18 protein-coding genes and 1 pseudogene are annotated in these 21,346 nt (G+C 67.9%); 7 read left to right on the plus strand and 12 right to left on the minus strand.

The genetic code is table 11. From position 1 onward, the window contains the following. Positions 1-403 (plus strand): hypothetical protein (locus LZ199_RS36840; protein WP_253998473.1); only part of this gene is annotated, 403 nt, incomplete at its 5' end. 26 nt (positions 404-429) lie between these two features. Here the strand turns inward: LZ199_RS36840 and LZ199_RS36845 are convergent. After that, positions 430-1,212, minus strand: a complete 783-nt coding sequence (locus tag LZ199_RS36845) for an alpha/beta fold hydrolase (RefSeq protein WP_253998474.1) — start codon at positions 1,210-1,212, stop codon at positions 430-432. A 388-nt stretch (positions 1,213-1,600) separates the two neighbouring features. Here LZ199_RS36845 and LZ199_RS36850 point away from each other — a divergent pair, with 388 nt between their 5' ends. Next, positions 1,601-2,320, plus strand: coding sequence for a hypothetical protein (locus LZ199_RS36850; protein ID WP_253998475.1), 720 nt, complete (start codon positions 1,601-1,603; stop codon positions 2,318-2,320). Between the two features lie 107 nt (positions 2,321-2,427). Here LZ199_RS36850 and LZ199_RS36855 read toward each other — a convergent pair whose 3' ends face one another. Continuing rightward, positions 2,428-3,177, minus strand: coding sequence for an SDR family NAD(P)-dependent oxidoreductase (locus LZ199_RS36855; RefSeq protein WP_253998476.1), 750 nt, complete (start codon positions 3,175-3,177; stop codon positions 2,428-2,430). Between the two features lie 205 nt (positions 3,178-3,382). Here LZ199_RS36855 and LZ199_RS36860 point away from each other — a divergent pair, with 205 nt between their 5' ends. Both LZ199_RS36860 and LZ199_RS36865 read left to right on the plus strand, forming a co-directional pair. Continuing rightward, the gene (locus LZ199_RS36860) at positions 3,383-3,967 is read left to right on the plus strand and encodes a TetR/AcrR family transcriptional regulator (protein ID WP_253998477.1); all 585 of its coding nucleotides are present in this window, start codon (positions 3,383-3,385) and stop codon (positions 3,965-3,967) included. Positions 3,968-4,012: 45 nt separating this feature from the next. After that, positions 4,013-5,341 carry a DUF418 domain-containing protein gene (locus tag LZ199_RS36865; RefSeq protein WP_253998478.1) on the plus strand — a complete coding sequence of 443 codons (1,329 nt, stop codon included), beginning with the start codon at positions 4,013-4,015 and terminating at the stop codon, positions 5,339-5,341. A 102-nt stretch (positions 5,342-5,443) separates the two neighbouring features. On the opposite strand, the gene LZ199_RS36870 is transcribed toward LZ199_RS36865, so the two are convergent. Together LZ199_RS36870 and LZ199_RS36875 are read right to left on the minus strand one after the other, a co-directional pair. Then, the gene (locus LZ199_RS36870; protein WP_253998479.1) at positions 5,444-6,139 is read right to left on the minus strand and encodes a hypothetical protein; all 696 of its coding nucleotides are present in this window, start codon (positions 6,137-6,139) and stop codon (positions 5,444-5,446) included. A 58-nt stretch (positions 6,140-6,197) separates the two neighbouring features. Continuing rightward, positions 6,198-8,063 carry a S8 family serine peptidase gene (locus LZ199_RS36875; RefSeq protein WP_253998480.1) on the minus strand — a complete coding sequence of 622 codons (1,866 nt, stop codon included), beginning with the start codon at positions 8,061-8,063 and terminating at the stop codon, positions 6,198-6,200. A gap of 266 nt (positions 8,064-8,329) precedes the next feature. Between LZ199_RS36875 and LZ199_RS36880 the strand changes: the two genes are divergently transcribed. After that, positions 8,330-9,430, plus strand: a complete 1,101-nt coding sequence (locus LZ199_RS36880) for an alkene reductase (protein ID WP_253998481.1) — start codon at positions 8,330-8,332, stop codon at positions 9,428-9,430. Positions 9,431-9,499: 69 nt separating this feature from the next. On the opposite strand, the pseudogene LZ199_RS36885 reads toward LZ199_RS36880, so the two are convergent. The 3 genes and pseudogenes from LZ199_RS36885 to LZ199_RS36895 all read right to left on the minus strand — a co-directional run. Then, a pseudogene (locus tag LZ199_RS36885) lies at positions 9,500-9,772 on the minus strand (ester cyclase); the annotation flags it as partial. Positions 9,773-9,884: 112 nt separating this feature from the next. Next, the gene (locus LZ199_RS36890) at positions 9,885-10,295 is read right to left on the minus strand and encodes a hypothetical protein (RefSeq protein ID WP_253998483.1); all 411 of its coding nucleotides are present in this window, start codon (positions 10,293-10,295) and stop codon (positions 9,885-9,887) included. Positions 10,296-10,319: 24 nt separating this feature from the next. Beyond that, the gene (locus LZ199_RS36895; protein ID WP_253998484.1) at positions 10,320-10,697 is read right to left on the minus strand and encodes a hypothetical protein; all 378 of its coding nucleotides are present in this window, start codon (positions 10,695-10,697) and stop codon (positions 10,320-10,322) included. Between the two features lie 238 nt (positions 10,698-10,935). Here LZ199_RS36895 and LZ199_RS36900 point away from each other — a divergent pair, with 238 nt between their 5' ends. Then, positions 10,936-13,029: a PQQ-dependent sugar dehydrogenase gene (locus LZ199_RS36900; protein WP_253998485.1), complete on the plus strand. Its 2,094-nt coding sequence runs from the start codon at positions 10,936-10,938 to the stop codon at positions 13,027-13,029. A 71-nt stretch (positions 13,030-13,100) separates the two neighbouring features. Here the strand turns inward: LZ199_RS36900 and LZ199_RS36905 are convergent, their stop codons facing one another. The 5 genes from LZ199_RS36905 to LZ199_RS36925 all read right to left on the minus strand — a co-directional run bounded on the left by LZ199_RS36905 (position 13,101) and on the right by LZ199_RS36925 (position 20,232). After that, entirely contained in the window at positions 13,101-13,982 is an 882-nt protein-coding gene (locus LZ199_RS36905; protein ID WP_253998486.1) for an SMI1/KNR4 family protein, read from the minus strand. Between the two features lie 62 nt (positions 13,983-14,044). Beyond that, complete coding sequence (locus LZ199_RS36910; RefSeq protein WP_253998487.1) at positions 14,045-15,067, minus strand: hypothetical protein; 1,023 nt, start codon at positions 15,065-15,067, stop codon at positions 14,045-14,047. Positions 15,068-15,301: 234 nt separating this feature from the next. Then, entirely contained in the window at positions 15,302-16,726 is a 1,425-nt protein-coding gene (locus LZ199_RS36915; RefSeq protein ID WP_253998488.1) for a hypothetical protein, read from the minus strand. 82 nt (positions 16,727-16,808) lie between these two features. Beyond that, on the minus strand, positions 16,809-19,295 hold the full coding sequence (locus LZ199_RS36920; RefSeq protein WP_253998489.1) for a carboxypeptidase-like regulatory domain-containing protein: 2,487 nt from the start codon (positions 19,293-19,295) through the stop codon (positions 16,809-16,811). Between the two features lie 46 nt (positions 19,296-19,341). After that, the gene (locus LZ199_RS36925; protein ID WP_253998490.1) at positions 19,342-20,232 is read right to left on the minus strand and encodes an EamA family transporter; all 891 of its coding nucleotides are present in this window, start codon (positions 20,230-20,232) and stop codon (positions 19,342-19,344) included. Positions 20,233-20,807: 575 nt separating this feature from the next. Between LZ199_RS36925 and LZ199_RS36930 the strand changes: the two genes are divergently transcribed. Next, positions 20,808-21,170 (plus strand): hypothetical protein, encoded by a 363-nt coding sequence (locus LZ199_RS36930; RefSeq protein WP_253998491.1) that lies wholly within the window; start codon positions 20,808-20,810, stop codon positions 21,168-21,170. The last annotated feature ends 176 nt before the right edge of the window (positions 21,171-21,346 follow it).

The following is a 21,346-nucleotide window of genomic DNA, read 5'->3' on the forward strand; positions in this document are numbered from 1 at the left end:
CCCGGAATCGGTGCTCGACATGCCCGGAATGCCTGCTCGGCATCCCCGGAACTGCTGCTCACCTTGCTCCGGAATCGCTGCTCGGCTTGGCCTGGAATCGGTGCTCACCTTGCCCCGGTACACGCAGTCCGTGGACATCAACACGCTGGGGCTGACGGCGGAGGGGAAGATGGTGGCGCAGGCGCTCCAGGACTTCGGCGCCTACGTGACGGACGCGACGGGCGGCACCGTGGCCTTCTACGTGGAGCCCACCGCGCCCTCATCCTTCGCGTCCAACCTCCGCAGGGATGCGCCGAAGCTGCGCGCGGTGATGCGGCGGGTGACGAACAACAGCGCGGCCACGCCCAACGGGCCCGGCGCGCGCCGCGTGCCCATGGTGCCGGAGCTGGCGCCGCTGCCCTGACGCGTGAAGCGAGGTGTCGGCGCCGCTCAGGGGTGGTGCCGGCACTGGCCGAGGAAGCGGACGATTTCGGCGTGGAACCACTTCGCCGAGTCGAGCATCAGCCAGTGACTCGCGTGCGGTGCCACGGAGCGGGACAGGTCGGGACGCTGGCCCACCAGCGTCTCCGGGCCGGTGGCCGCCACCAGCGCGTGCGTGGGGCCCTTGAACTGCTCGAAGGCCGCGTCCGGGTCATGGACGAGCAGGGACTCCAGGTTCCCCGCGATGGCCTCGCGACGCGAGGTGCGCATCGTCTTCATCACCAGCACGCGCGTGGAGTCCTTCGCGGCGAGGAGCTGGGGCGTGAGCCAGTGCTCGTGGAAGGCGCCGTACTTCGCGGCGCTGAAGTTGTCGAGCCAGGCCTCCGCCTCGGCCTTCGGCAGGCGGCGCAGGTCTCCCGGCGCTTCGACATACAGGAGGCCGGCCAGCCGCTCGGGGTAGTACGCGGCGAAGGCGCCGGCCACCGCGGCGCCGAAGCCATGCCCCGCCAGGACGAACTTCTCGGGAGCCAGCGCATCGGCGACCGCGACGATGTCCTCCACCGCCGCCTCCACGCCGAAGGGGCCATGAGAGCCGCTGCTCTCCCCCAGCCCGCGAAGGTCGAAGGCCACGGTGCGCGTCGCGAGGCCCGCTTGCGTCTCGGCCCAGTGCGTCCGGTCCCCCGCGACATCGTGCAGCAGGAGGGTGGGGATGCCACCGTCGCCTTCGACTGTCGCCATCAGCCGACCCGCCGGCCCATCGACAGACACCATCCTGGCTTCCTTGTGCTTCATAGGCTTGGCTCCTGGCCCCTGGTACGGGCACTGCCCGTCCACCCACCGCGCCATCCGTGGCGCCGAGGCCCTCATCCACCGAGTCTGCCCTACTTCCCTCCCGGCCGCCCGACGTGTGACCGCCTGGGGGCCAGCACATGTCCGCCATTGCATTCCTGGTGGAGCGCGAGGCGACGGCAAGAGCGGCCTGTGACACGGCAGGACTTGCCGGCCGTCTTTGTCCTTGAGTGCCCCTGATTCCTCGCACTCCCTCTGGAGCTCGCGCGGCACGGCCGTTGCTCATGGCCTGGGAGCACGCCGACGCGGTCTGAAGCGGGTCTCGCGGCGCGCGAATGCATCCACCCCAATCACTGGAGCAGCGCCAGGAGCGTTGCTCGGGAGAAGTCCCATGAAGCGTTTCGTCCCTGGAGTCATGATGATGGTCCTCGCCGCCGGCTGCGGCACCGAGGACGCCGACACCACCACCGCGGAGAAGGCCCAGACGCCCGCGTCGGTGCTGGCGCGCGTGGAGCGCGACAACGGCAACGTGGTCGAGTTCCTGGAGCTGGCGGACGGTGAAGTCATGGTCATGGAGGCCGGCATCTACCCGAACCCTCCGGCGGCCATCGACGGCGTTGGCCCCGCGGCGGCGTGGAGCAAGCTGACCGGCCGCAGCGACGTGCCCCAGGCGCTCGGCATCGCCCAGCAGCGCTACGAGCTGATGCACACGACCCCCGCCCCCCGCGACGCCGAGGGTGCGTCCGAGCGCGGTGAGTCCATCGTGAAGGACGGCGTGGCCTCCGGCAACACGAGCGCCGCGGCCTACGGCCCGTGCGACATCACCTGGTTCCAGGACAACTTCTGCAACGCGGCCTACGACTGGAAGATGTGCCTGACCAACTGGGGTGGTGGCGCCTACGCCCAGCGCGGCGACGTGGACTACCACAAGACCGCCGTGTGCCCGACCTCCGGCAACGTGACGCTCAACATCAAGAACCAGGTCATCCGCAACGTCGGCGCGGGCGGCTACCTCTGGTACTACCGCAGCGGCACCAACTTCGACTACCGCGCGGACGTGGACGACGCGTCCGGTGACACGTTCCACTTCGCCGTCAACCTCAACTACTGAGGTCTGTTCCTCCTGGCCTCGCGGCTCCGGGCATGTCCCGGCCGCGAGGCGGGCTGGGATTCAACCCCGTGCGGCGAGTCCCTGGACGGTGCGCATCCCCATCCAGGTCAGATCTGCGCGATGCCTCCGTCGACGAACAGCTCGACGCCGTTGACGAAGCTGCTCTCATCCGAGGCGAGGAAGGACACGACCTGGGCGACCTCATCCGGGCGCCCCAGCCGGCCCAGCGGGATTCCGCTGGCCATCTCCTCCAGCATTTTCGCGCCCTGCTCCGGCCCTGGCGCCAGTCCGCTGAGCCCCGGCGTGTCGATGGGCCCGGGGCTGATGGCGTTGACGCGCAGCTTGCGGCCCTTCAAATCGAGCACCCAGTTGCGTGCGAACGAGCGCACCGCCGCCTTCGTCGCGCTGTACACGCTGAAGGCGGGGGTCCCCATCGTCGACGTGGTGGACGCGTTGAGGATGATGGAGCCGCCTTCGCGCATGAGCGGCAGCGCCTTCTGCACGGTGAACAAGAGCCCCTTCACGTTGGAGTTGAAGGTCTTGTCGAAGTGCTCCTCTGTGATGGAGCCCAGGGGCGCGAACTCCCCTCCACCCGCGTTGGCGAAGACGATGTCCAGGTGGCCCTTCTCGCGCTTCACCGTGTCGTAGAGCCGGTCCAGGTCGTCGAGCTTCGCGACATCGCCCCGCACGCCCGTCACGTTCTTCCCAATCTGCTTCACCGCCGCGTCGAGCTCTCCCTGCCGACGCCCCGTGATGAACACGTGCGCCCCCTCGTTGGCCAGCCGCTGCGCCGCGGCGAGCCCAATGCCCGAGGTACCGCCCGTGACGACCGCGACTTTTCCAGAGTGCTTGCTCATGCCCCGTCTCCACTTCTTCCAAGAGAGTTGCTGGGAAGGAAAGCCGTCTTCCACGGGCCCGACGGGCCGCCCGCTGCTTGCGGAGACCCTTGCCCGTCGGCCACAATAATGACGACCATCATTGATTCGAGACGATGAGTAATGAGCGGCATCCAACGCGTCAAGTGGACCTGCCACGGACCCGTGGGGCTGGAAGGAGTGGAAGATGCGACTCACGAAGGAACAGGCGGCCGAGAACCGGCGGCACATCCTGGAGACCGCTGGGAGGCTCTTCCGTGAGCGAGGCTTCGACGGGGTGGGCGTCGCGGACTTGATGAAGGAGGCGGGGTTCACCCACGGCGGCTTCTACAACCACTTCGACTCCAAGGAGGCCCTGGCGGCGGAGGTCATCTCGGGTGCGCTCGGGAGCGCCAACGCCGCGCTCGCCGAGGAGCTGCGGCAGTCCCGGGCCCGGGCCTGGAAGCGCTTCATCGAGCACTACCTGTCTCTTGAGCACCGGGATGACCCGGCGAGCGGGTGCACCGTCGCGGCGCTGGCGGCGGATGCGTCCCGACAGGGCCCGGAGGTGAAGGCGAGCTTCACGTGCGGGCTCGAGGAGGTGCTCGGCATCATCACGGACCACCTGGCCCAGACGACGCCCGACGCGACCCCCGCCGCGCGACGCGAGCAGGCCGTCAGGCTCTGGAGCGAGGTGGTGGGCGCGGTGGTGCTCGCGCGCGCGGTCGCCGAGTCGAACCCCCGTCTCTCCAAGGAGATCCTCGACACGAGCCGTCGCAAGTTGCTCGGCTGAGGAATACGGGCAGGCGGGCTCAGGTTGCCCACGGTTTCTCCAGACATGACGCCCTCCCCTTCCGAGCCCTCCGCCCCCAGCGCCGAGGCCCGTCCCGTGGACTCCAGCGAGCGACTGGCGCTCCTCGACACGCTGCGCGGCTTCGCCCTGTGCGGTGTGTTCATCTCCAATGTGGTGGTGTGGTTCAGCGGCTGGGCGTTCCTGCCGCGAGAGCAGGTCCTCGCGACGCTGAACAACGCGCCCCTCGTCGACCGCGTCACCTGGCAGGCGTTCTCGCTCTTGGTGGCCGGGAAGTTCATCACCCTCTTCTCGTTCCTGTTCGGCCTCGGCTTCGCGGTGCAGATGGGCCGCGCCGAGGCCCGAGGGACTTCCATCACCCCTCTCTATGTCAGGCGCCTGGGGGTGATGCTGGTGATGGGGCTCGCCCACCTGTTCCTCATCTGGTACGGCGACATCCTCAGCACGTACGCGGTGCTGGGCTTCGGCCTGTTCCTGTTCCGGGGACGCTCGGACCGGACGCTGCTCATCAGCGCCCTGGTGCTCGCCCTGGGGTGGTCCATCGTCGGAGTGGTCATCCTCAGGTTTCCGCAGTTGATGGCGGACACGCCGGAGGCCGGCGCGGCCATCGCCAAGGCGGCCACCGAGAAATCCGCGGCCATCAAGGCACAGACGCTTGCGGCCTTCATGAGCGGGAGCTGGCTGGACGTGACGAAGGCGACCAGCCACTTCTTCTTCCGCGACTACCTGCCGCTGCTTCTCGCCATCACCCTCTCGACGTTTGGCCGGTTCCTGCTGGGCCTGCTGGCGGGGCGCCGCCGCATCTTCCACGACGTGCCCCAACACCTGCGGCTGTTCCGCCGGCTCCTCAGGTGGGGGTTCGTGGCCGGGGTGATTGGCAGCGGCAGCGGCCTGGTGCTGCAGCAGCTCCTGGTGAAGAAGGTCTTCACCCCGGAGACACTGCCGACGTGGGTGCCCTTCGTCACCGCGCCGCTCCGGAACCTCGGAGAGCTGGGCTTCGCGGCCGTCTACATCTGCGCCATCACCCTCCTCTTCCAGCGCGCCACCTGGCAGCGCTTCCTCGGCCTGCTCGCGCCGGTGGGGCGCATGGCGCTGACGAACTACCTGTCCCAGTCGGTCATCAGCGCGCTGTTCTTCTACGGGTACGGCCTGGGCTTCATCACGAAGCTGGGCCCCGCGGCGTGCGTGGCGTACTGCCTGGCCATCTTCTCCGTGCAGGTGGTGTGGAGCCACCTGTGGCTGTCGCGGTTCCGCTTCGGCCCCGTGGAGTGGGTGTGGCGGTCACTGACGTATGGGAAGGCCCAGCCGATGCGCCGTGATGACGCGTCCAGCCAGCGCACGACGGTGTCGGCGTAGCCGGGGGCCGTCGAGTACAGCCCCGAGCCACAAACCACCGCATTCCCACATGAAGCGACATACTCTCCGTCAGGGTTCAAACCTCTTCGGAAGAGACCCTGCTCAGAAGTACGGGGTGTACATCTCGGTGCGCTTCCAGAAGCTGGCGCTGTAGTTGTACGGCTCGTCCGAGAAGTTGGTCACCGCGTACCAGGGCCGTCGCACCGTGGTGGGGTTCGCGAGCGGAATGCCCGTACTGGTAACCGAGCCGAGCAGCGCGAAGGTGACGGGATTCTCCACCGTCGCGGACGCCCTGCACGTCGCCCCCGTGCACTCGACGAAGACAGAGACCCGGATCTTCCACACGCCCGTCAGCGCGGACTTGTTGAACGACACGCAGTGGAGAATCTGGGAGCCGTAGATGTCGCTCCACGCGAACTGCTCGATGGCGAACTCGACGTTCGTGTTGGAGGAGTCCAGGGGACAGCTCGGATGCGAGGCGGTGTCGATTCTCCCCAGCGCGATGCCGATACCGCCATTCGGCGCCGTGGTGCTGAAGGCCCCGCTCGTGCCAAACGGTGCCCCGTTCGCGAAGGCGCTGATGGCGATGTGCTCATTGCTGTTCTGCAGCAGCGTCGTCGCCGAGATGTCGACTTCGATGTACTGCGACTCCCGGACGGCGTCCGCCGGCTTCGTGGCCCTGATGCCGAGCTGCGACGCACCACACAGGCCCGGCGCGCAGGGAGGCGTCAGGGAGAAGTCTTGAGCGGACGCGGACGTCCCCCATGCCAACAGGGAGACGACAAGGGACCGAATCACAGTGGAAGGTTTCCAGGTCATGGCGTTGCTCCAGTGGGAGGTTCACGGGTGTTACACATCAGGGCGCGACGAAGAGTCCAGCGCTGGCATCCGAATCGCAGCTCGCGAAGAACTTGTAGGAGATTGACGTCATCGGCGGCCCTCCCACTGGCGGGAGATAGAGGTCCATCCAGATGTCGCGGACCGTCGTCGCGAAGTGCGTCGGCATGGGGTACGCCGGCGTGGCGTAATTGTACCGGGTAATCACACAACCGCTCGCGGGCGCCCCCACCGAGTCGAAGCTCAAGTTGAACCGCCCGTTCGTCGGGAGCTGCAGCGTCGCCCCGACGTGCTCCAGGAAGAACACCCGGGGCGTGATGCGCTGGCGGATGGCGAACTCCGCCCGCGCGAAGGCGTATCCCTGGCCATTGCCGGGTGGATTGAGGGTCGGCAGGAAGATGTCCTGGTTGACACGGTCCTTGGACTGGAGCGGGTACAGCTTGTTCCGGACGGCGAGTTCGATGTCCAAGGACGTCGTCAGCCCCAGCGACTCCGCGAGATGGGCCGCCAGCCCCGCCACGAACGGCGCGGCCATGGAAGTCCCAGACATGGGGGCGTAGAGGGTGGACACCGTCGTTCCAGACTGGGGATAGGCGCCGAAGGTCGACGCAATCTTGTACCCAGGTGCCCAGGCCTCCACGCAGGCGCCGTAGTTGGAGCCCGGCTGGGACTGGGCCACGGTGCTGAGGTTGCGGATGCCCGCGATGCAGGCGACGGTCGGCCAGGTGTCGCAGTGCATGGGCGTCAGGGGTTGGCCCCGGTCATCGAGGGCGCCCGTCACCATGATGCCGTCCGTGATGGCCGCCGGGCCATAGGCATACCCACAGGCATTCTGGAAATTGTTGCCCGCGGACTGAGAGATGAATGCGCCCTTGTACGTGCCGACGCTCTTGGCGACGACCTTCATGCGCGAGCCGGCGGTGCCCGTCGCCGCGAAGATGTTGTCCGCCGATGAGCCCGCATTGAAGGAGAGGTTGACGATGCCCACCCGTCCCCGCTGGGTGATATCCATCATCACCCAGTCGAGCGCGGCGATGAAGCCCGCGGCGGTCGAGCCGCCAGTCACGCCTCCCTTGTTGCAGCCGTTCACCGCATCCAGGTTGCCGGTCCCCAGGACGGAGACGGACACCAGCGCGGCCCCCGGGGAGATACCGACGGTGCCCTTGGCGTTCTGACGAGCCCCGATGATGCCCGCGACGTGGTTGGAGTGCGGGTAGCAGCCCACGATTCCCTCCGGAGCGTTGTTGCCCAGGGGCCACACGCGCTGCACGACATTGAGGTCCTCGTGGTAGCCGATACCGGTGTCGAGCACGTAGACCCTGACGGCGCCGCCGCTCACGGGCGTGCTGACGGCCACGGCGCGCTTGCCCCAGCTCTTGGTCTCCCCTCCCGAGGTGCTGTCGGTCCACAGCGGCCCACTGAGGGCCAGCTCGGTGTCGGGCGTGAGGCGTTCGACGCGTGGGTCCTCGCTCAGGGCCTTCACCTGGTCAGGGGTGAGGTAGGCCGAGAAGCCCAGCCCCGCCCAGCTCGTCATCGACGTCGCGCGGAGGCCATGCGTGCGCTCCAGCTCCCGGACGAGGTGGCGGACGGGGGTCTTCTGCCATGACGCAAAGCCATCCATCGGCGGCGCGAGCTTCGCGAAGGCGGCCTCCGAGCCCGCGCGCAGGTCGATGAGGTAGTGCACGTCCCCTGCCTCGTCGCGAATCCGCGTGTCGCGCTCGGCGACCTGGGGCACCCCGTGGGCATCGATGGGCACCAGCAGGTCATCCGTCACGAAGACGACGCCTTCTGGCCCGGCGGAAGTCGGCGGGAGGTCCTGCGCGAGCCCGGGTGCGGCCATCAGGGACAGCGCGAGGGTGAGGGACTTGAAGTCGAGCGGATGCAAGGAATCTCCAGGAGTCGGCGGACCTCCTCCCTTGCATGTCAGCGCGAGTGGAAGCCCTGATGAAGCTTCCCTTCTCGTACGACGGGCCCGCGATGAACAGGACCCGGAGCGGAGTGCTGTCGAGAACCGGCGGGCACGGAGCCCCGCGCCCCTCCGACTCGCCCTTGCGGGGCCGGGTCGTGACGAATCCCGGCGCACTTGTCTGGTAGCGCGGAGGGCGGCTCGTTACGGTGGGCAGCCTCTCCCCCTCGAGTCACGACACGCCCATGCCTACCCTCTTCGACCCGACCACCGCGGGTGACCTGCGCCTCGCCAATCGCATCGTGATGGCGCCGCTGACGCGCAACCGCTCACCCAACGCCATCCCTCCGGACATCGCCGCCACCTACTACGCCCAGCGCGCCTCCGCCGGGCTGCTCATCAGCGAGGCCACCGCCATCAGTCATCAGGCGCAGGGCTACGCCGACGTGCCGGGCCTGTATGCCCCCGAGCAGCTCTCCGCGTGGAAGAACGTCACCAGCGCCGTGCACGAGGCCGGTGGCCGCATCGTCACCCAGCTCTGGCATGTCGGACGCGTGTCCCACACGGAGCTGCAGCCGGGCAATGGGGCGCCCGTCGCGCCCTCGGCCATCGTCGCCAAGACGCGGACCGTGCTGTTCCGGGACGGAGTCCCCACGTTCGAGCCCACCTCCGTTCCTCGTGCGCTGGAGGCAGCGGAACTCCCCGGCATCATTCGTGACTACGCCCGGGCCGCGCGCGACGCCGTGGAGGTCGCGGGCTTCGATGGGGTCGAGCTTCATGGCGCCAACGGCTACCTGCTCGACCAGTTCCTCAAGACGGGCTCCAACCAGCGCACGGACGACTACGGCGGAAGCATCGAGAACCGGGCGCGCCTGCTGCTGGAAGTCACGCGCGCGGTGATTGACGCCGTGGGTGCCGGACGCACGGGCATCCGCCTGTCCCCCGTCACCAACGCCAATGACGCGTTCGACGCCGACCCGCAGCCGCTCTTCGAGTACGTCGTGCGGGAGCTGGCGAAGCTCGGTCTCGCCTTCATCCATGTCATCGAGGGTGCCACCGGAGGGCCGCGAGAGCTGGAGGACCGCCCGTTCGACTACGTCGCGCTGACCAAGGCGTACCGCGACGCGGGCGGCAAGGGCGCGTGGATGGTCAACAACGGCTACGACGGTGAGCTCGCGCGCAAGGCCGTCGAGGCGGGAGCGGACCTGGTCTCCTTCGGCCAGCTGTACATCTCCAACCCGGACCTCGTGCGCCGGTTGCGAGAGAACGCGCCCCTGGCCCGGCTCGACAAGACGACGCTCTACGGCGGTGGCGCCAAGGGCTACATCGACTACCCCACCCTCTGAGCCCGGCAGAACACCGGGTGGTCCTCGCGCGGAGGCGCTCTTCGCGCGGGGACTGTCGCGGCGCCAGGGCTACGAGGCCGCCGCCGCGCCCTGCTTGAGCTGGCGGTCGTATTCGTTCGCGTCGTAGCTCCCCGTCGCCTCGATGACGCGCCCGTCATCCGCGAGCGTCCACTCCTCGAAGCCAGAGATGCGGACGAACTTCCCGGTGCCACCAGGCCCGGTGTTCGTACCGGTGAGGGTCCAGTGGAACTCGACGGTCTCGGCCTTCACGATGACGTCGTCCATGAACACCTGGATGTCGGGAAACGCGTCCATGAACGAGCGCGCCGCCTTCGTCATCTCGGTGCGCTGCCCCCGTTGATGGCAATCATCCCCCCAGGAACGTAATGGGCCGCGACTCTCGTCGGGAGGGGGCCGGGGCCCACGGGGACGTCACCCGCAAGCCCTCGTATGGCTACGGGTCCTCGTCGGGGACGGTGCACGTCCAGACGTGGTTGGTGGTGCACTGGCAGTTGCCAAAAGGCTCGTCCCCGATGCAGCACTTGCGTCGGGAGCCCGGCGTCATGCAGCCGGTGTCCAAGAGGTTCACACAAGCTTCGCTCGACCAACTGCAGTCGATGGCAGGCGGGGGCGTGGTGGGGCAGTATTGATAGACGCCGTCACACTGGACGTAGTTGTTGTTGGACGCCGAGCACGAGTTGCCCCAACAGGAGAGCGACGGGCCCGTCGAGCACGCCGTGGAACATGAGACGAGGGCGCTCGACTCCTGCCCGAGCGGCTCGGGCGCTTCGGCGGGCGCGGTGCCGCCACAGGCCGTCAGGGTCGAGACGACGAATGCAGCGAGAACACCAAGGTATTGCTTCATGACACGCTTCTCCTTCGACAGGGGTTACTGGTTGCAGCAGATGCCGTGGCCACCGCGCCAGGGGTTCGAGAAGGCGGAGTGAAAGCAGGGCCCCACGTATTCGACGCCGCCCAGGCTCGCGCAGAACTGAGTTCCTTGAGACAGGGCCAGAGCGCAGGCATCTTCTTGAGAGACGTAGGACAGCGCGTCGAAGACTTGACACGTCTGCAGGTCGTTCTCCGCTTGGGCGAGCCCCTGCTCTTGAGGCTCCATCGGTCCGCACGCCACGAGCCCTGCTGCCGCCAGCGCGAAATACGCCGCACGCTTCAACGAAATCATCGGGCCACCCTCTGGAATCCGCCCCCATCCATTGGAGGCAACGCTGGAGAGGAATTGAAACACGCCATGTCCCAGTTTCGCCATGGCATGGCGAATGCCTCCATATTGCCGTATGTCCTCGTCGTATATTTATGGGGAAAACACCCACTCCTCACCGAAGCAGATCCGCTCCTGACGAAAAGGTGCGAACTGGCTGCGGGGTGCCGAGTTCTCTCGGGCTCCTGCTGATTGAGTTTCAACATCCGTGGGTGCCGACTCAGAAAGTTCACTTGAGCCAAATCCGGAATACCTGGAAGGAGACGGAACACCCAGGAGCGTGTCAATGCACCTTCGTCACCTGCCTTTCGCAGCTCGCCTCTCCACACTCGCCCTGCTCTTCGTCACCGCCGCTGCCTGCGACGTGAAGACGGAAGGCGACTCCGAACTCTCCACGCAGACCGCCGCGGTCACCTCGGGCACCCGACTCATCGGTGTGCAGTCCGGCCGCTGCCTCGACGTGTCCCAGAACAGCCAGACGTCAGGGCAAGGGCTCAACATCTACGACTGCCACGCGCAGGCGAACCAGCGGTTCCTGTTCACGCCCGAGGGCGAGCTGCGCGTGTTCGACGGCGCCTGGTGCGTCCAGCCCGCGACCACCAGCGCGGGAGCCCGAGCCGTCATCAGCGCCTGCACCGGCGCGGCGAACCAGCGGTGGGTCCGCAACTCCAACGGCGCGGTGGTCCACACGGCGACCTCGCTGTGCCTCGATGTGTCCGGACAGGCCACGGCCAACAGCTCTCCGGTGGTGGTCTGGAACTGCAACGGCCAGACGAACCAGCAGTGGTCGCTGCCGGCCGACACGCAGCCTCCCACCGTGCCCACGGGACTCACCCTGTCCAACGTGACGTGCAACTCGGCCACGCTCACGTGGTCGCCGTCCACGGACAACGAGGGCGTCGCCTTCTATGACGTCTACCACGACGGCCAGCTCATGAAGTCCGTCTCCGCCGCCGTGGTGTCCACCGGGCTGACGGTGGTCCCCGGGGCGACGTGGGGCCTGTATGTCAATGCGCGGGACGCCGCGGGCAACGTCTCGCAAGGCAGCGCCACGCTCACCATCACCCCACCGCAGTGCCAGGTGGATACCCAGGCCCCCAGCATTCCGACGGGCGTCACCGCCACCGCGCTGGGCACCAGCGTGACGGTGAGCTGGACGGCGTCGACCGACAACGTGGGGGTGAGCGCCTACGACGTGTTCCGAGGGGGCGTGAAGATTGGAACGGTGTCCGGCTCGCCGCCGGGGACGACCCTCGTCGACAGCGGCCTCTCCCCGAACACGACCTACGCCTACACCGTGCTCGCGCGTGACGCCCAGGCGAATGCTTCGGCCCAGAGCACGTCCGCCACGGTCACCACCGGCCAGGCCTGCACGAACGCCGTCTGCTCCGTCTCCCAGGTCGCCACCGACACGGACATCCCGTGGGGGCTGGTGAACCTGCCGGACGGGACGGTCCTCTACGGCCGCCGGGACGCGCAGAACATCGTTCGCCTGGACCCGGCGACGGGCCAGAAGACGTCGGTGGGAACCGTTCCCAACGTGCAGAGCACCGACGGCGAGGGCGGGCTGATGGGCTTGGCCCTTTCCCCCACCTTCTCCACCGACCGCTGGCTGTACGTGATGCACACGTCTCCGACGGACAACCGCATCGTGCGCATCAGGTATGAGAATGGCGCCCTCACCACGTCCTCGCTCCAGGTGCTGCTCTCGGGCATTGGCCGCAACAAGTTCCACAACGGCGGGCGCCTGCGCTTCGGACCGGACGGGAAGCTCTACGCGTCGACGGGTGATGCCCAGAACGCCGCCTACGCGCAGGACCTCAACAACCTGGCGGGCAAGGTGCTGCGCCTCAATGCCGACGGCACCATCCCGTCCGACAACCCGTTCGGCAACTACGTGTGGAGCTACGGCCACCGCAACCCGCAGGGCCTGGCGTTCGACTCCCAGGGCCGCCTGTGGGAGCAGGAGTTCGGCAACTCGGTGATGGATGAGACGAACCTCATCCAGCGGGGTGGGAACTACGGCTGGCCGAACTGCGAAGGAACGGTGTCCCAGGGCGGCTCGGGCTGCGCGACGGCCGGGTACATCGCTCCGAAGCGGACCTACTCCACGGCGGAAGGCTCCTGCTCCGGCATCGCGGTGGTCCGCGATGTCCTCTACGTGGCCTGCGCCCGTGGGACGCGGCTCTACCGAGAGGTCATCAGCGGCACCGAGCTGACCAACGTGCAGCAGTTCTTCGTCGGCACCTACGGCCGGCTGCGCACCGTCGAGCCGACCCTCGATGGCAACCTCTGGATGACCACCACCAACCAGGGCGACAAGGACAGCATCCCCGACAACAGCAACGAGCGGATCTTCCGCGTCGTGCTCGGGCAGTAGCGAGCGTTCGATGCCCCCCGGAGCCCAGGAGGCGCCGGGGGCATGGGACGCGGTTGAAGCACCTCGTCGCCCTACTTCACCTTCTTGATGAAGAAGCGGTGCTCGGACCACCAGTCGAAGTGGCCTCGGCTTCGCTCGAAGTAGATGCCACGTCCGGCATCGAGCACCTTCTCCCAGACGCTGCCGCCGTCCTTCTTCTTGAGCACGCCTGTCGGCTTGCCGAGGAACTTCTTCGCGGTGAAGTCGTTCACGCCCGAAGGCAGCTTGAACGCGAGCGGCCCGTCATACTTTTCGCCGAGGTGCACTTCGGAGATCACCCCGTTGCGGCCGATACGGACCGTGATGCCGCGCTTCTTGTCCTTGAGCGCGCCACCGGCCTTCAGTGGTTTGGTCGGCAGCTTCAGCTTCTTCAGCGCCGCGGGGAGCGTGGCGTCTTTCACCGACATGCCGAGCAGTGACACCAGCCCTCGCGGAAGGGGCGCCAGCTTCTTCACGCCCTCGCTCTCCACGGGAGCGGGCGCGGCATCACGCTGGTACGCCTTCACGCTGAACTTCGCGGGCTTCGGCGCCTTGACCTTCTCCTTCGCGAGCCACGCCTGCAGCGCCTCGCGCGCATCCCCCTCATCCAGGTCATTCAAGCGCGTCTTGCCCGCGCCGAGCTTGAGCAGGAACGCCTCCAGGCTGGGAGCGACGACCTTCAGCACGTCCGATTCCGAATCGAACAGCACGACCGGCCGCGGCTCCACGGTCGACACAAGCGCGAGCAGCGAGCCGTCGGGCAGCGAGAGGAAGCACCACGCTCCGCTCAAGTCACCCGGAACCTCCGAGGTCATGAGCTCGAACGTTCCGAAGGTTCCGTATTTCTGCGTCGCGACCCACTTGGCGAAACGCACGAGCAACGGAGGAACAGTCACACCTTTGGGCGGCTTCAGCTTCGCGAAGTATTTGCTCATGGGGCGCGCACCCTACTTCATGGCGACGACGGGAAGTCACCCGGATCCAGAGGCCTGCGTGGCTACTTCTGGTGGATGCGGATGAAGTTGAGCTTGTTGTTGGCGGCGCCCGGCGCGCTGCGCACGGTGAGCCGTCCGTCCGACACCGCCACCACACCCGAGCCGTTGGTGAAGCCGTACCCCGTCGGCATGCCGCTCAGCAGCACCGAGTCCTCCACCTGGATGCGGTATGAGCCGTTCTTCGTGCTCGGGTCTCCCGCCATGAGGTCCACCTCGTAGACGCCGTTGGGCACCGCAATCTCCCAGACGCGGTCGCCGCCCTGCTGCATGCGCGCGTGGCGCTGCGCGAGGATGTCGATGTCATGGCCCGCGTCCACCATGTTGGCCGTGTTGTCCACGTTCCAGCCATAGCTGAAGCCGTAGGCCCGGCTCCCGTATACCTGCCCGTAGTCGGTGAGCATCGCGTAGATCTCCACGGGCGAGGCCGAGGCCGGCTGGAAGTTGATGTCCACCCCGAACTTCCGCTTCACCTCCACGAAGGCCAGCTTGTTGTTCACCGCTGCGCTGTCATTGCGAATCGTCAGCCGGCCGTCATTCACGTCGACCGTCCTCACCGCCTCGACGAAGCGCTTGTCGGTGGTGGGCGTGCCCTTCAGCACGTGGCCGTAGTACTCGACGCTGAAGATGTAGTCGCTGTCGAAGAAGCTCGGGTCTCCCGCCACCAGCCGCACCTGGTAGTAGCCGTTGGGGACGGCCAGCTCCCAGGTGAAGTTGCCGCCGTTCTGCGTGCGGATGACGGTGTCGTAGGCCTGGGAGGGCGTGTTCGCGTCATCGCGGTCTCTCGCGTTGGCCGTGTTGTCAGCGCTCCATCCATACGTGTAGCCATTGCCCCGGCTCCCGAACACCTGCCCCGAGTCCGCGACGAAGCCCGCTGGCACCGCCACGCTGGCGGGCTGGAAGTTCACCCTCAACTCGAAGGGCACGAAGGGAGAGAAGGGCACGGTCTGCGCCATGGCCGGCGCGCCGACCCACGTCAGGCCGCCCAGGGCCGCCAGGCGCAACGTCTTCGAGAACAGTGTCTTCACGATGTGGACCTCGGGGTGTGGGCACCGCGCGACGGCGGGCCGCATGAACGGCCCACCGCTAACATGCCTCTCCCGCATCACCGCAAGCCACACATCCACCACGCGCTGTCCGTGCACGGCCCCGCGCAATTCTGCCGCGAGAATGGACGCGGGTTGAACACCGCGCACACTCTTCCAGCCCGAGTGCATCGCCCCGACCCTGGGAGCCGGTGATTCGGAAGACCTGGGCATTGGTTACATCGGCGCGGCGACTCCCGGCGGGCAGGAGAACGACGCCGGCACGGACCAGAGCTGTTCCAGGCCGGTCTCATCGGTGGCGGGGAAGAACACGCGACTGCCCGCGCGGACGAAGGGCTGTGGATCCAGCTTGATCACCACCGGGACGTTGACGTTCGCGAGCCGTCCCGTCGTCGCCACCGTGCCGCGTGTGAACCAGGGCCTGGTGCGCGTACCGTCGGGTGAGCCGGTGAAGAGGACGGCACCCGCCCCGGTGGCGAACACGGGCGAGGAAGAGTCGTCACTTCGAGCAAGCGAGCGGAAGAGCTCGCGAGTCCCGCTGGCCGTTCCATTCGTCACCCACAGCCGCACGTCGTCGGGTTGGGGGCTCAGGCCCAGGAGAGCCACCGAAAAGTAGAGGGCGCCCCCGGAGGCCACCGCCCGCTGGACATAGTGCGTCTGGTCCGCGGTGTCGCGCGACAGCGTGGTGATGAACGTCTTGTCCCCGCCACTCAGCGAGAGGCTGTAGAGCTGCGCACCCCTGGCAAGGTAGACCTTCGAGCCCAGTCCGCCGATGAGGCGGACGGGCTGACCGAACGTGTCCAGCCGCAGGGTGCCCGCGGCCGTGCCATTCGTCTTCCACACCTCCTGGTTCGTCCCATCCCGCAGGACGAACAAGCCCTGGTCCCCTGCCTGGCCCACCTGCGCGATGCTCACCGCTCCCGCGTCCAGTTGCTTGAGGAACGTGGTCCCCGCGGGCGTGCCGTCGGTGCGCCACAGCGCCGTGCCCCCGCCTTGCGTGCGGAAGAAGAGCAGGCCGTTGCCCACCTGCAATGTCTGGTTGAAGTAGAGGGCGAGGACACCGGTGAGGTTCGCCACCAGCACCGTGCCCGCGCTCGTCCCGTCCGAGCTCCACAGCTCCGTCGTCGCCGACTGGGTCAGGTGGAAGAAGACCAGCCGACCGTTGATGGCGGTGGCGCTGCGCAGCGAGGGCCCGTTGAAGTCCGGGGTGAAGGCCCTGACAAACTGGGTTCCGCTGGCCGTCCCATCGCTGACCCAGAGCTGAACCATCCCCGTGCCCTGCTCGACGAGTTGGAAGAAGAGCTTGTTGCCCACCGCCACCGCGTCTCCCTCCGCGAAGACTCCCGCTGGAAACACCTTCACCTGGACGGTGCCCCCCTCCGTGCCATTGCTGCGCCACAACACCGTGCCCCCCGTCTCCACGGGGGTGACGGTGAAGTAGAGCGCCCCCTGGACGTCGGTGAGGCCTTCCAGCCATGTATAGGGAGAAGCGCCCGGGGCATTGACGACCTTGGTCCGAGACGCCACCCCAGCGGGACAGGCCTGGGCCTTCACCTCCTCACCGGGGTCCTGCTGGAGGCCCCCGCATCCCGCTACCAGCAGCCCCAGCAACATCAGGGCACCACGATTCATGACACGCATGTTCCGCACCTCCACCCCACGGGGGCGGAAGGTGGGGTGCGAGGCATCGCTTCTCAAGGGGCCCCCCAGGGCACCTCGGCCGTCAGAGGATGATTCGCGTGATGGGCACCCAGACAGGCTGGATGTCGCGCACCAGGACCCCCTCCTCCGGAACCACCAGCGCTTCTGAATGCACCACGTAGGGGCCGCCCTGGGGATTCCTGCCCACGAGCAGGTACGTGTAGCGGCCCGCGGGGAGCGCGTCGTACACGACCTCGGGAGAGGTCAGGGGCGTCGGGCTGGGAACCCCCAGGTCACGTCCGAGCCCCTCCACCCTCCCGTAGGTGCGCACCTGTGGCACCGCCCCTGGAATGAGCACCGCCAGGTCGAGGGCGATGTTCTCCGGAGGAATGCCCGTGAAGCGAGGCCTGCGCAGTCGCAGCGTGGCGCGCCCCTCCTGCTCCTGGAGCTGGAGCACCCGCCGCTCGTCGGGCGCGAGCGTCACCCTGCGCGGGACGTACCGACCGGAGCGGGTCTCCGACCAGGGGTTCCCCAGGAAGTCGTACTGGGTGACGACCTTGAGGACGTACTCCCCGGGCTCGAGCCCTCCCACCTCGAAGGCCCCGTCCTTGACGTGCCGGAGGCCCGCGGAGGGACGCTTCTGCTCGTCCATGGGAATGACTCGCAGCACCACGTTCGCGGGCCGCCCGTCGCGGTCCTTCACGGTGCCCTCCAAACGAGCCCCCGACGAGAGTCGCAGCTCCAGCGGCGCGTCACCCGAACCCAGCTGTTGTTGAAGCGGCAGGTAGCCCGAATGGGCGACGTCCAGGGACAGCGGGCCGGACTCCACCGACTCGAACTCAAAGGTACCCGACGGGTCCGTCTGGATGCTCGCCAGTTCGGGGACCCCTCCCCCTTCCGACCCGGCGACTCGTGCGGGCCGCGTGAGTCGAACGCTCACCCGGGCCCCCGCGACGGGGGCGGAGGTCGTCGCGTCCACCACCCTTCCGCGCACTCGCCGCCCGGCCTCGAGGACGAGGTCGCCCAGGTCCACATCCTGGCCAGGCTCCACCTGGACCTCGCGGACCGTGCGCGTGAGCCCGGGGACATCGAGCGTCAGCCACATCACGCCTGGCGCCTCGACAAGAAGCCGGAAGGCGCCAGCCTCGTCTTGAAAGGGCGTGTCATTGACGATGAAGCGGGTGATGGGCGTGCCGTCCGGACGCCGGAGCCTTCCACGAAGGCTGCCCTGATAGCGCAGCACGAGCCGCACGTCCTTCGCGCCCGCGGTGACGACCGCTTCGGTGGACGTCTCGGATGAAGCGCCTCCCTCGGCGGCATCCCCGCGCAGGACGTAGCCCTGCTTGTCGATGCTCAGGACACTCTTGCCGGGCAACAGGTGCGAGACGGAGAAGCGGCCCGAGGCGTCCGTCCTCACGTATGAGTCATTGACCCGGATGCTGCGCTCCTGCTTCTCCAGCGCGGCATAGGTGTCCCGGTGGGAGTGGGCCCTCACCTCGACGTCGGACACGGGCTGTCCCGCCTCGTCCACGACGATGCCGGACACCGTCAGCCCGGTGTCCATCCGCAAGGTCACCATCGAGGACTCCCCGGGCCGCACCGTGACGACCTGCGAGGCCCGATGAGGGCCCCCCATGGAGAAGGCCGCCGTGAGGGTGTATCGACCGGGCTCCACGGTGCGAAAGTCGAAGCGGCCCTGCTCATTGCTCGTATCGCTGAAGGCGCCGGTCTGCGTTCCGTCCGCCTTCAGGGAGAGGTCCACTTCCCAGAGCGGCTCACCGGTGTTGCCCACCACGGTGCCCTCCACCTTCCCACCCGCGCGCAGCACCAGTCGAAGGCCTTGAGCCGGCGCCTCCACGTCCACCCTCGTGATGACGAAGCCCTCCGCGACGGCGACCAGGAAATGGGGGCCTCCCTTGGGCAGCTCGAGCACGAAGCGCCCTGACCCGTCCGTCTCCGTTTCGAACCGGGCTGACTCATAGGTCCCCAGCCGGTGGATGGTCCCCCCAGCCTGCTCCACGGCGAGCGACTCGGCGGAAGGTCGGGACGTGTCTTCCAACTGCCGGGGCGGAGTCATCGCCGCCACCGCTGCCGCCTCCAGCGGCTTGCCCGCCTCGTCGACGACGATGCCCTCCAGGAGGACGGCCGGCACGAGCGTGAAGTCCAGGGTCATGCCCTCACGCGGCACCTCGTGGGCCTGGGACAGGATGTCCAGGTAGCCGACGGCGGACACCGAAAAGACACGAGCGCCCGGCGCCGTCGTCTCCAGCACGAAGCTCCCATCCGCCTGGGTGACGGCGTGTTCGGAGGTGCCGTCTTCCTCCAGGGGCGCCAGCCGCACCTCCGCGCTCGCGATGGGCTGGCCTGCCGAATCGCGCACCCGGCCTGTCACCCGGGTGGCCGGGGCCTGCTCCGCGTCGAGCGGCACCGCCAGCGACTTCCGCGCCGGAGACTCGTGAACCGCGGGCGCGGCCCGCTCGGCGACAGGAGTCCGGAAGAGCAGGAGCGCTCCGGCGAAGCCAAGCGCGAGCACCCCGAAGGCGATTGCCACCACGGATGACCTTCTCATGGGCCCCTCCCGTAGAGGTCACGCTAGCAGGACCGGGTCGCGACCTTCAGGCCACCCCTTCCGACGTCACCGGGCTCTGCTTCGACGAGAGGGCACTGCCCGCCGATGCCAGGACGATGAAGCCAATGGCCAGGCCCTGCACCAGCGAGAGGCGCTCGCCCAGGAACAACAGCCCCGCGAGCGCGCCGAGCGCGGGCTCCAAGCTCATCAGGATGCCGAAGGTCCGCGTGGGAATCTGCTTGAGCGCCACCATCTCCAGGGAATAGGGCAGCGCGCTCGACAGCACGGCGATGCCCAGCACGAAGGGCAGCAGCGACACGTCCAGCAACGCGGTGCCCGCCTTCGCCACGCCAAAGGGAACGACGAGCAGGGCCGCGGTGAGCATCCCCAGCGTCGTCGCCGTCCCTCCGTGCACGGCCGCGCCCGCCTTCTGGCCGAACAGGATGTACAGCGCCCAGCAGAGGCCCGCCACCAGCGCCCAGCCGACCCCCACCCAGTCGAGCGCCGCCGCGGTCCCCGTGAGTGGGAGGATCATCACGACGCCCGCCACGGCCAACAGCGCCCAGATGAAATCGACGGCCTTCCGGGTCGACAGGAGCGCCACGGCGAGCGGACCGGTGAACTCGATGGCGACGGCGATGCCCAGGGGGATTCGCTCCAGCGCCAGGTAGAAGGAGAGGTTCATCACCCCGAGCGCTGCCCCATAGATGAGGATGGGGCGCACCTCCGCGCGGGTGAGGCGCTTGCGCCAGGGACGCCACACGGCCAGCAGAATCAGGCTGGCGAAGAAGAGCCGGAGCGCCGTCGTCCCCTGTGCACCGACGACAGGAAACAGCCGCTTGGCCAGCGAGGCGCCCACCTGGATGGAGCTCATCCCGAGCAGCACCATGAGCACGGCGCTGGTGCGCGGACTGGTCAGCCCTCCGAGTCGAGACATGCCAGCCACTGTCGCACAGGCGCGCTGGGGCATGTCACCGAGAACATCCGGCGGAGTCGGAGCGGGGCTCCAGAGTCGCGCGGCCCGTCCGCTCGCAGCGGGTGCGGCCAGGCTCGCGCGCTCTGGAAGGCCGTCCGGACTACTTCTTCTTGTCGGCCTTCTCCTTCTTCTTCTTCTGCTTCTCCTTCGTCGACAGCTTCGGCTTGTTGTCCTTCTTCGCCTTCTCTTGACCCTTGGGCACGGTATTGCTCCTGACGCTCGACTGCGGAGGGCCGCATCCTATCGCAGTTCCGGCCCTTGGCGCCTTCAACCTGCCCGTCCCTGCCTCTCCGGTCCGCCCACGGGGCTCAGCCTCCATCCGCTCGATGAGGTATTCGCGCTCCGTGTTGATGGACACCGACTGCTCGTTCCCGCTGCTGGCCCCCCGGCACGAGCCTCTCCGTGCGCGCAGGCGGGCACGAAACAAAGGCGCCGCGCGTGGCGCATTGTCGGGCGGACCCGGCTGGATTGAGCGGGATGCGCCTGCCTGCCCATCGCTTGACTCCAATTCTGGGAGTCTATGCAATGCCAGGCCCATGTTGCTCATCCGCGACGCTCAACTCGTCCCTTTCGGGGACGAGGCCCGCCAGCGATTCACCGAGCAGCTCACCGAAATCATGGCCAGCGACTTCACCGTGCACGTGACGACGCTGGGGCGGCCCGCCTTCGACAAGGTGGTTCTGGAGGCCATCACCCAGGCGGAGGGCTTCGGGCTGCGCACGTTGGGGGCAATCACCGACTACGTCTGCACCGTGCTCTGCTGCGGCGAACACTTCCACACCCAGCCCGCTTACTCATGGGCAGACATGCTGCTTCGCTCCAAGGACCCGGAGCGGGCGCGGAAGGTCCTGGATGAGGTGCTCGCCAGGCTGGGGGCGCAAGGCGGGGAGCACTCATGACCGAGCTCGTGTTCCTCACCTTCGCGGGGACGGTCCTCACGGTGACCGCGTCGACCCTCTATGTTTGTTGCTTCCGCGCGCGCGGACAGGGCGCGCGGCTCAATAACAACGCCGTGCAGGGCTGCGCCTTGGCTGGCGCGCCGGTCAACGCCCCGGTGGGGCCCCCCCCAGCCCCC

Source organism: Myxococcus qinghaiensis (assembly GCF_024198215.1).
Lineage (GTDB): Bacteria > Myxococcota > Myxococcia > Myxococcales > Myxococcaceae > Myxococcus > Myxococcus qinghaiensis.

What these genes read in the sequence shown, in the direction of transcription:
- LZ199_RS36845 (WP_253998474.1), bottom strand. Translation starts at nt 1,212, where the DNA reads ATGAAGCACAAGGAAGCCAGGATGGTGTCTGTCGATGGGCCGGCGGGT.
- LZ199_RS36850 (WP_253998475.1), top strand. Translation starts at nt 1,601, where the DNA reads ATGAAGCGTTTCGTCCCTGGAGTCATGATGATGGTCCTCGCCGCCGGC.
- LZ199_RS36855 (WP_253998476.1), bottom strand. Translation starts at nt 3,177, where the DNA reads ATGAGCAAGCACTCTGGAAAAGTCGCGGTCGTCACGGGCGGTACCTCG.
- LZ199_RS36860 (WP_253998477.1), top strand. Translation starts at nt 3,383, where the DNA reads ATGCGACTCACGAAGGAACAGGCGGCCGAGAACCGGCGGCACATCCTG.
- LZ199_RS36865 (WP_253998478.1), top strand. Translation starts at nt 4,013, where the DNA reads ATGACGCCCTCCCCTTCCGAGCCCTCCGCCCCCAGCGCCGAGGCCCGT.
- LZ199_RS36880 (WP_253998481.1), top strand. Translation starts at nt 8,330, where the DNA reads ATGCCTACCCTCTTCGACCCGACCACCGCGGGTGACCTGCGCCTCGCC.
- LZ199_RS36890 (WP_253998483.1), bottom strand. Translation starts at nt 10,295, where the DNA reads ATGAAGCAATACCTTGGTGTTCTCGCTGCATTCGTCGTCTCGACCCTG.
- LZ199_RS36895 (WP_253998484.1), bottom strand. Translation starts at nt 10,697, where the DNA reads ATGGCGAAACTGGGACATGGCGTGTTTCAATTCCTCTCCAGCGTTGCC.
- LZ199_RS36900 (WP_253998485.1), top strand. Translation starts at nt 10,936, where the DNA reads ATGCACCTTCGTCACCTGCCTTTCGCAGCTCGCCTCTCCACACTCGCC.
- LZ199_RS36905 (WP_253998486.1), bottom strand. Translation starts at nt 13,982, where the DNA reads ATGAGCAAATACTTCGCGAAGCTGAAGCCGCCCAAAGGTGTGACTGTT.
- LZ199_RS36915 (WP_253998488.1), bottom strand. Translation starts at nt 16,726, where the DNA reads ATGCGTGTCATGAATCGTGGTGCCCTGATGTTGCTGGGGCTGCTGGTA.
- LZ199_RS36920 (WP_253998489.1), bottom strand. Translation starts at nt 19,295, where the DNA reads ATGAGAAGGTCATCCGTGGTGGCAATCGCCTTCGGGGTGCTCGCGCTT.
- LZ199_RS36925 (WP_253998490.1), bottom strand. Translation starts at nt 20,232, where the DNA reads ATGTCTCGACTCGGAGGGCTGACCAGTCCGCGCACCAGCGCCGTGCTC.
- LZ199_RS36930 (WP_253998491.1), top strand. Translation starts at nt 20,808, where the DNA reads ATGTTGCTCATCCGCGACGCTCAACTCGTCCCTTTCGGGGACGAGGCC.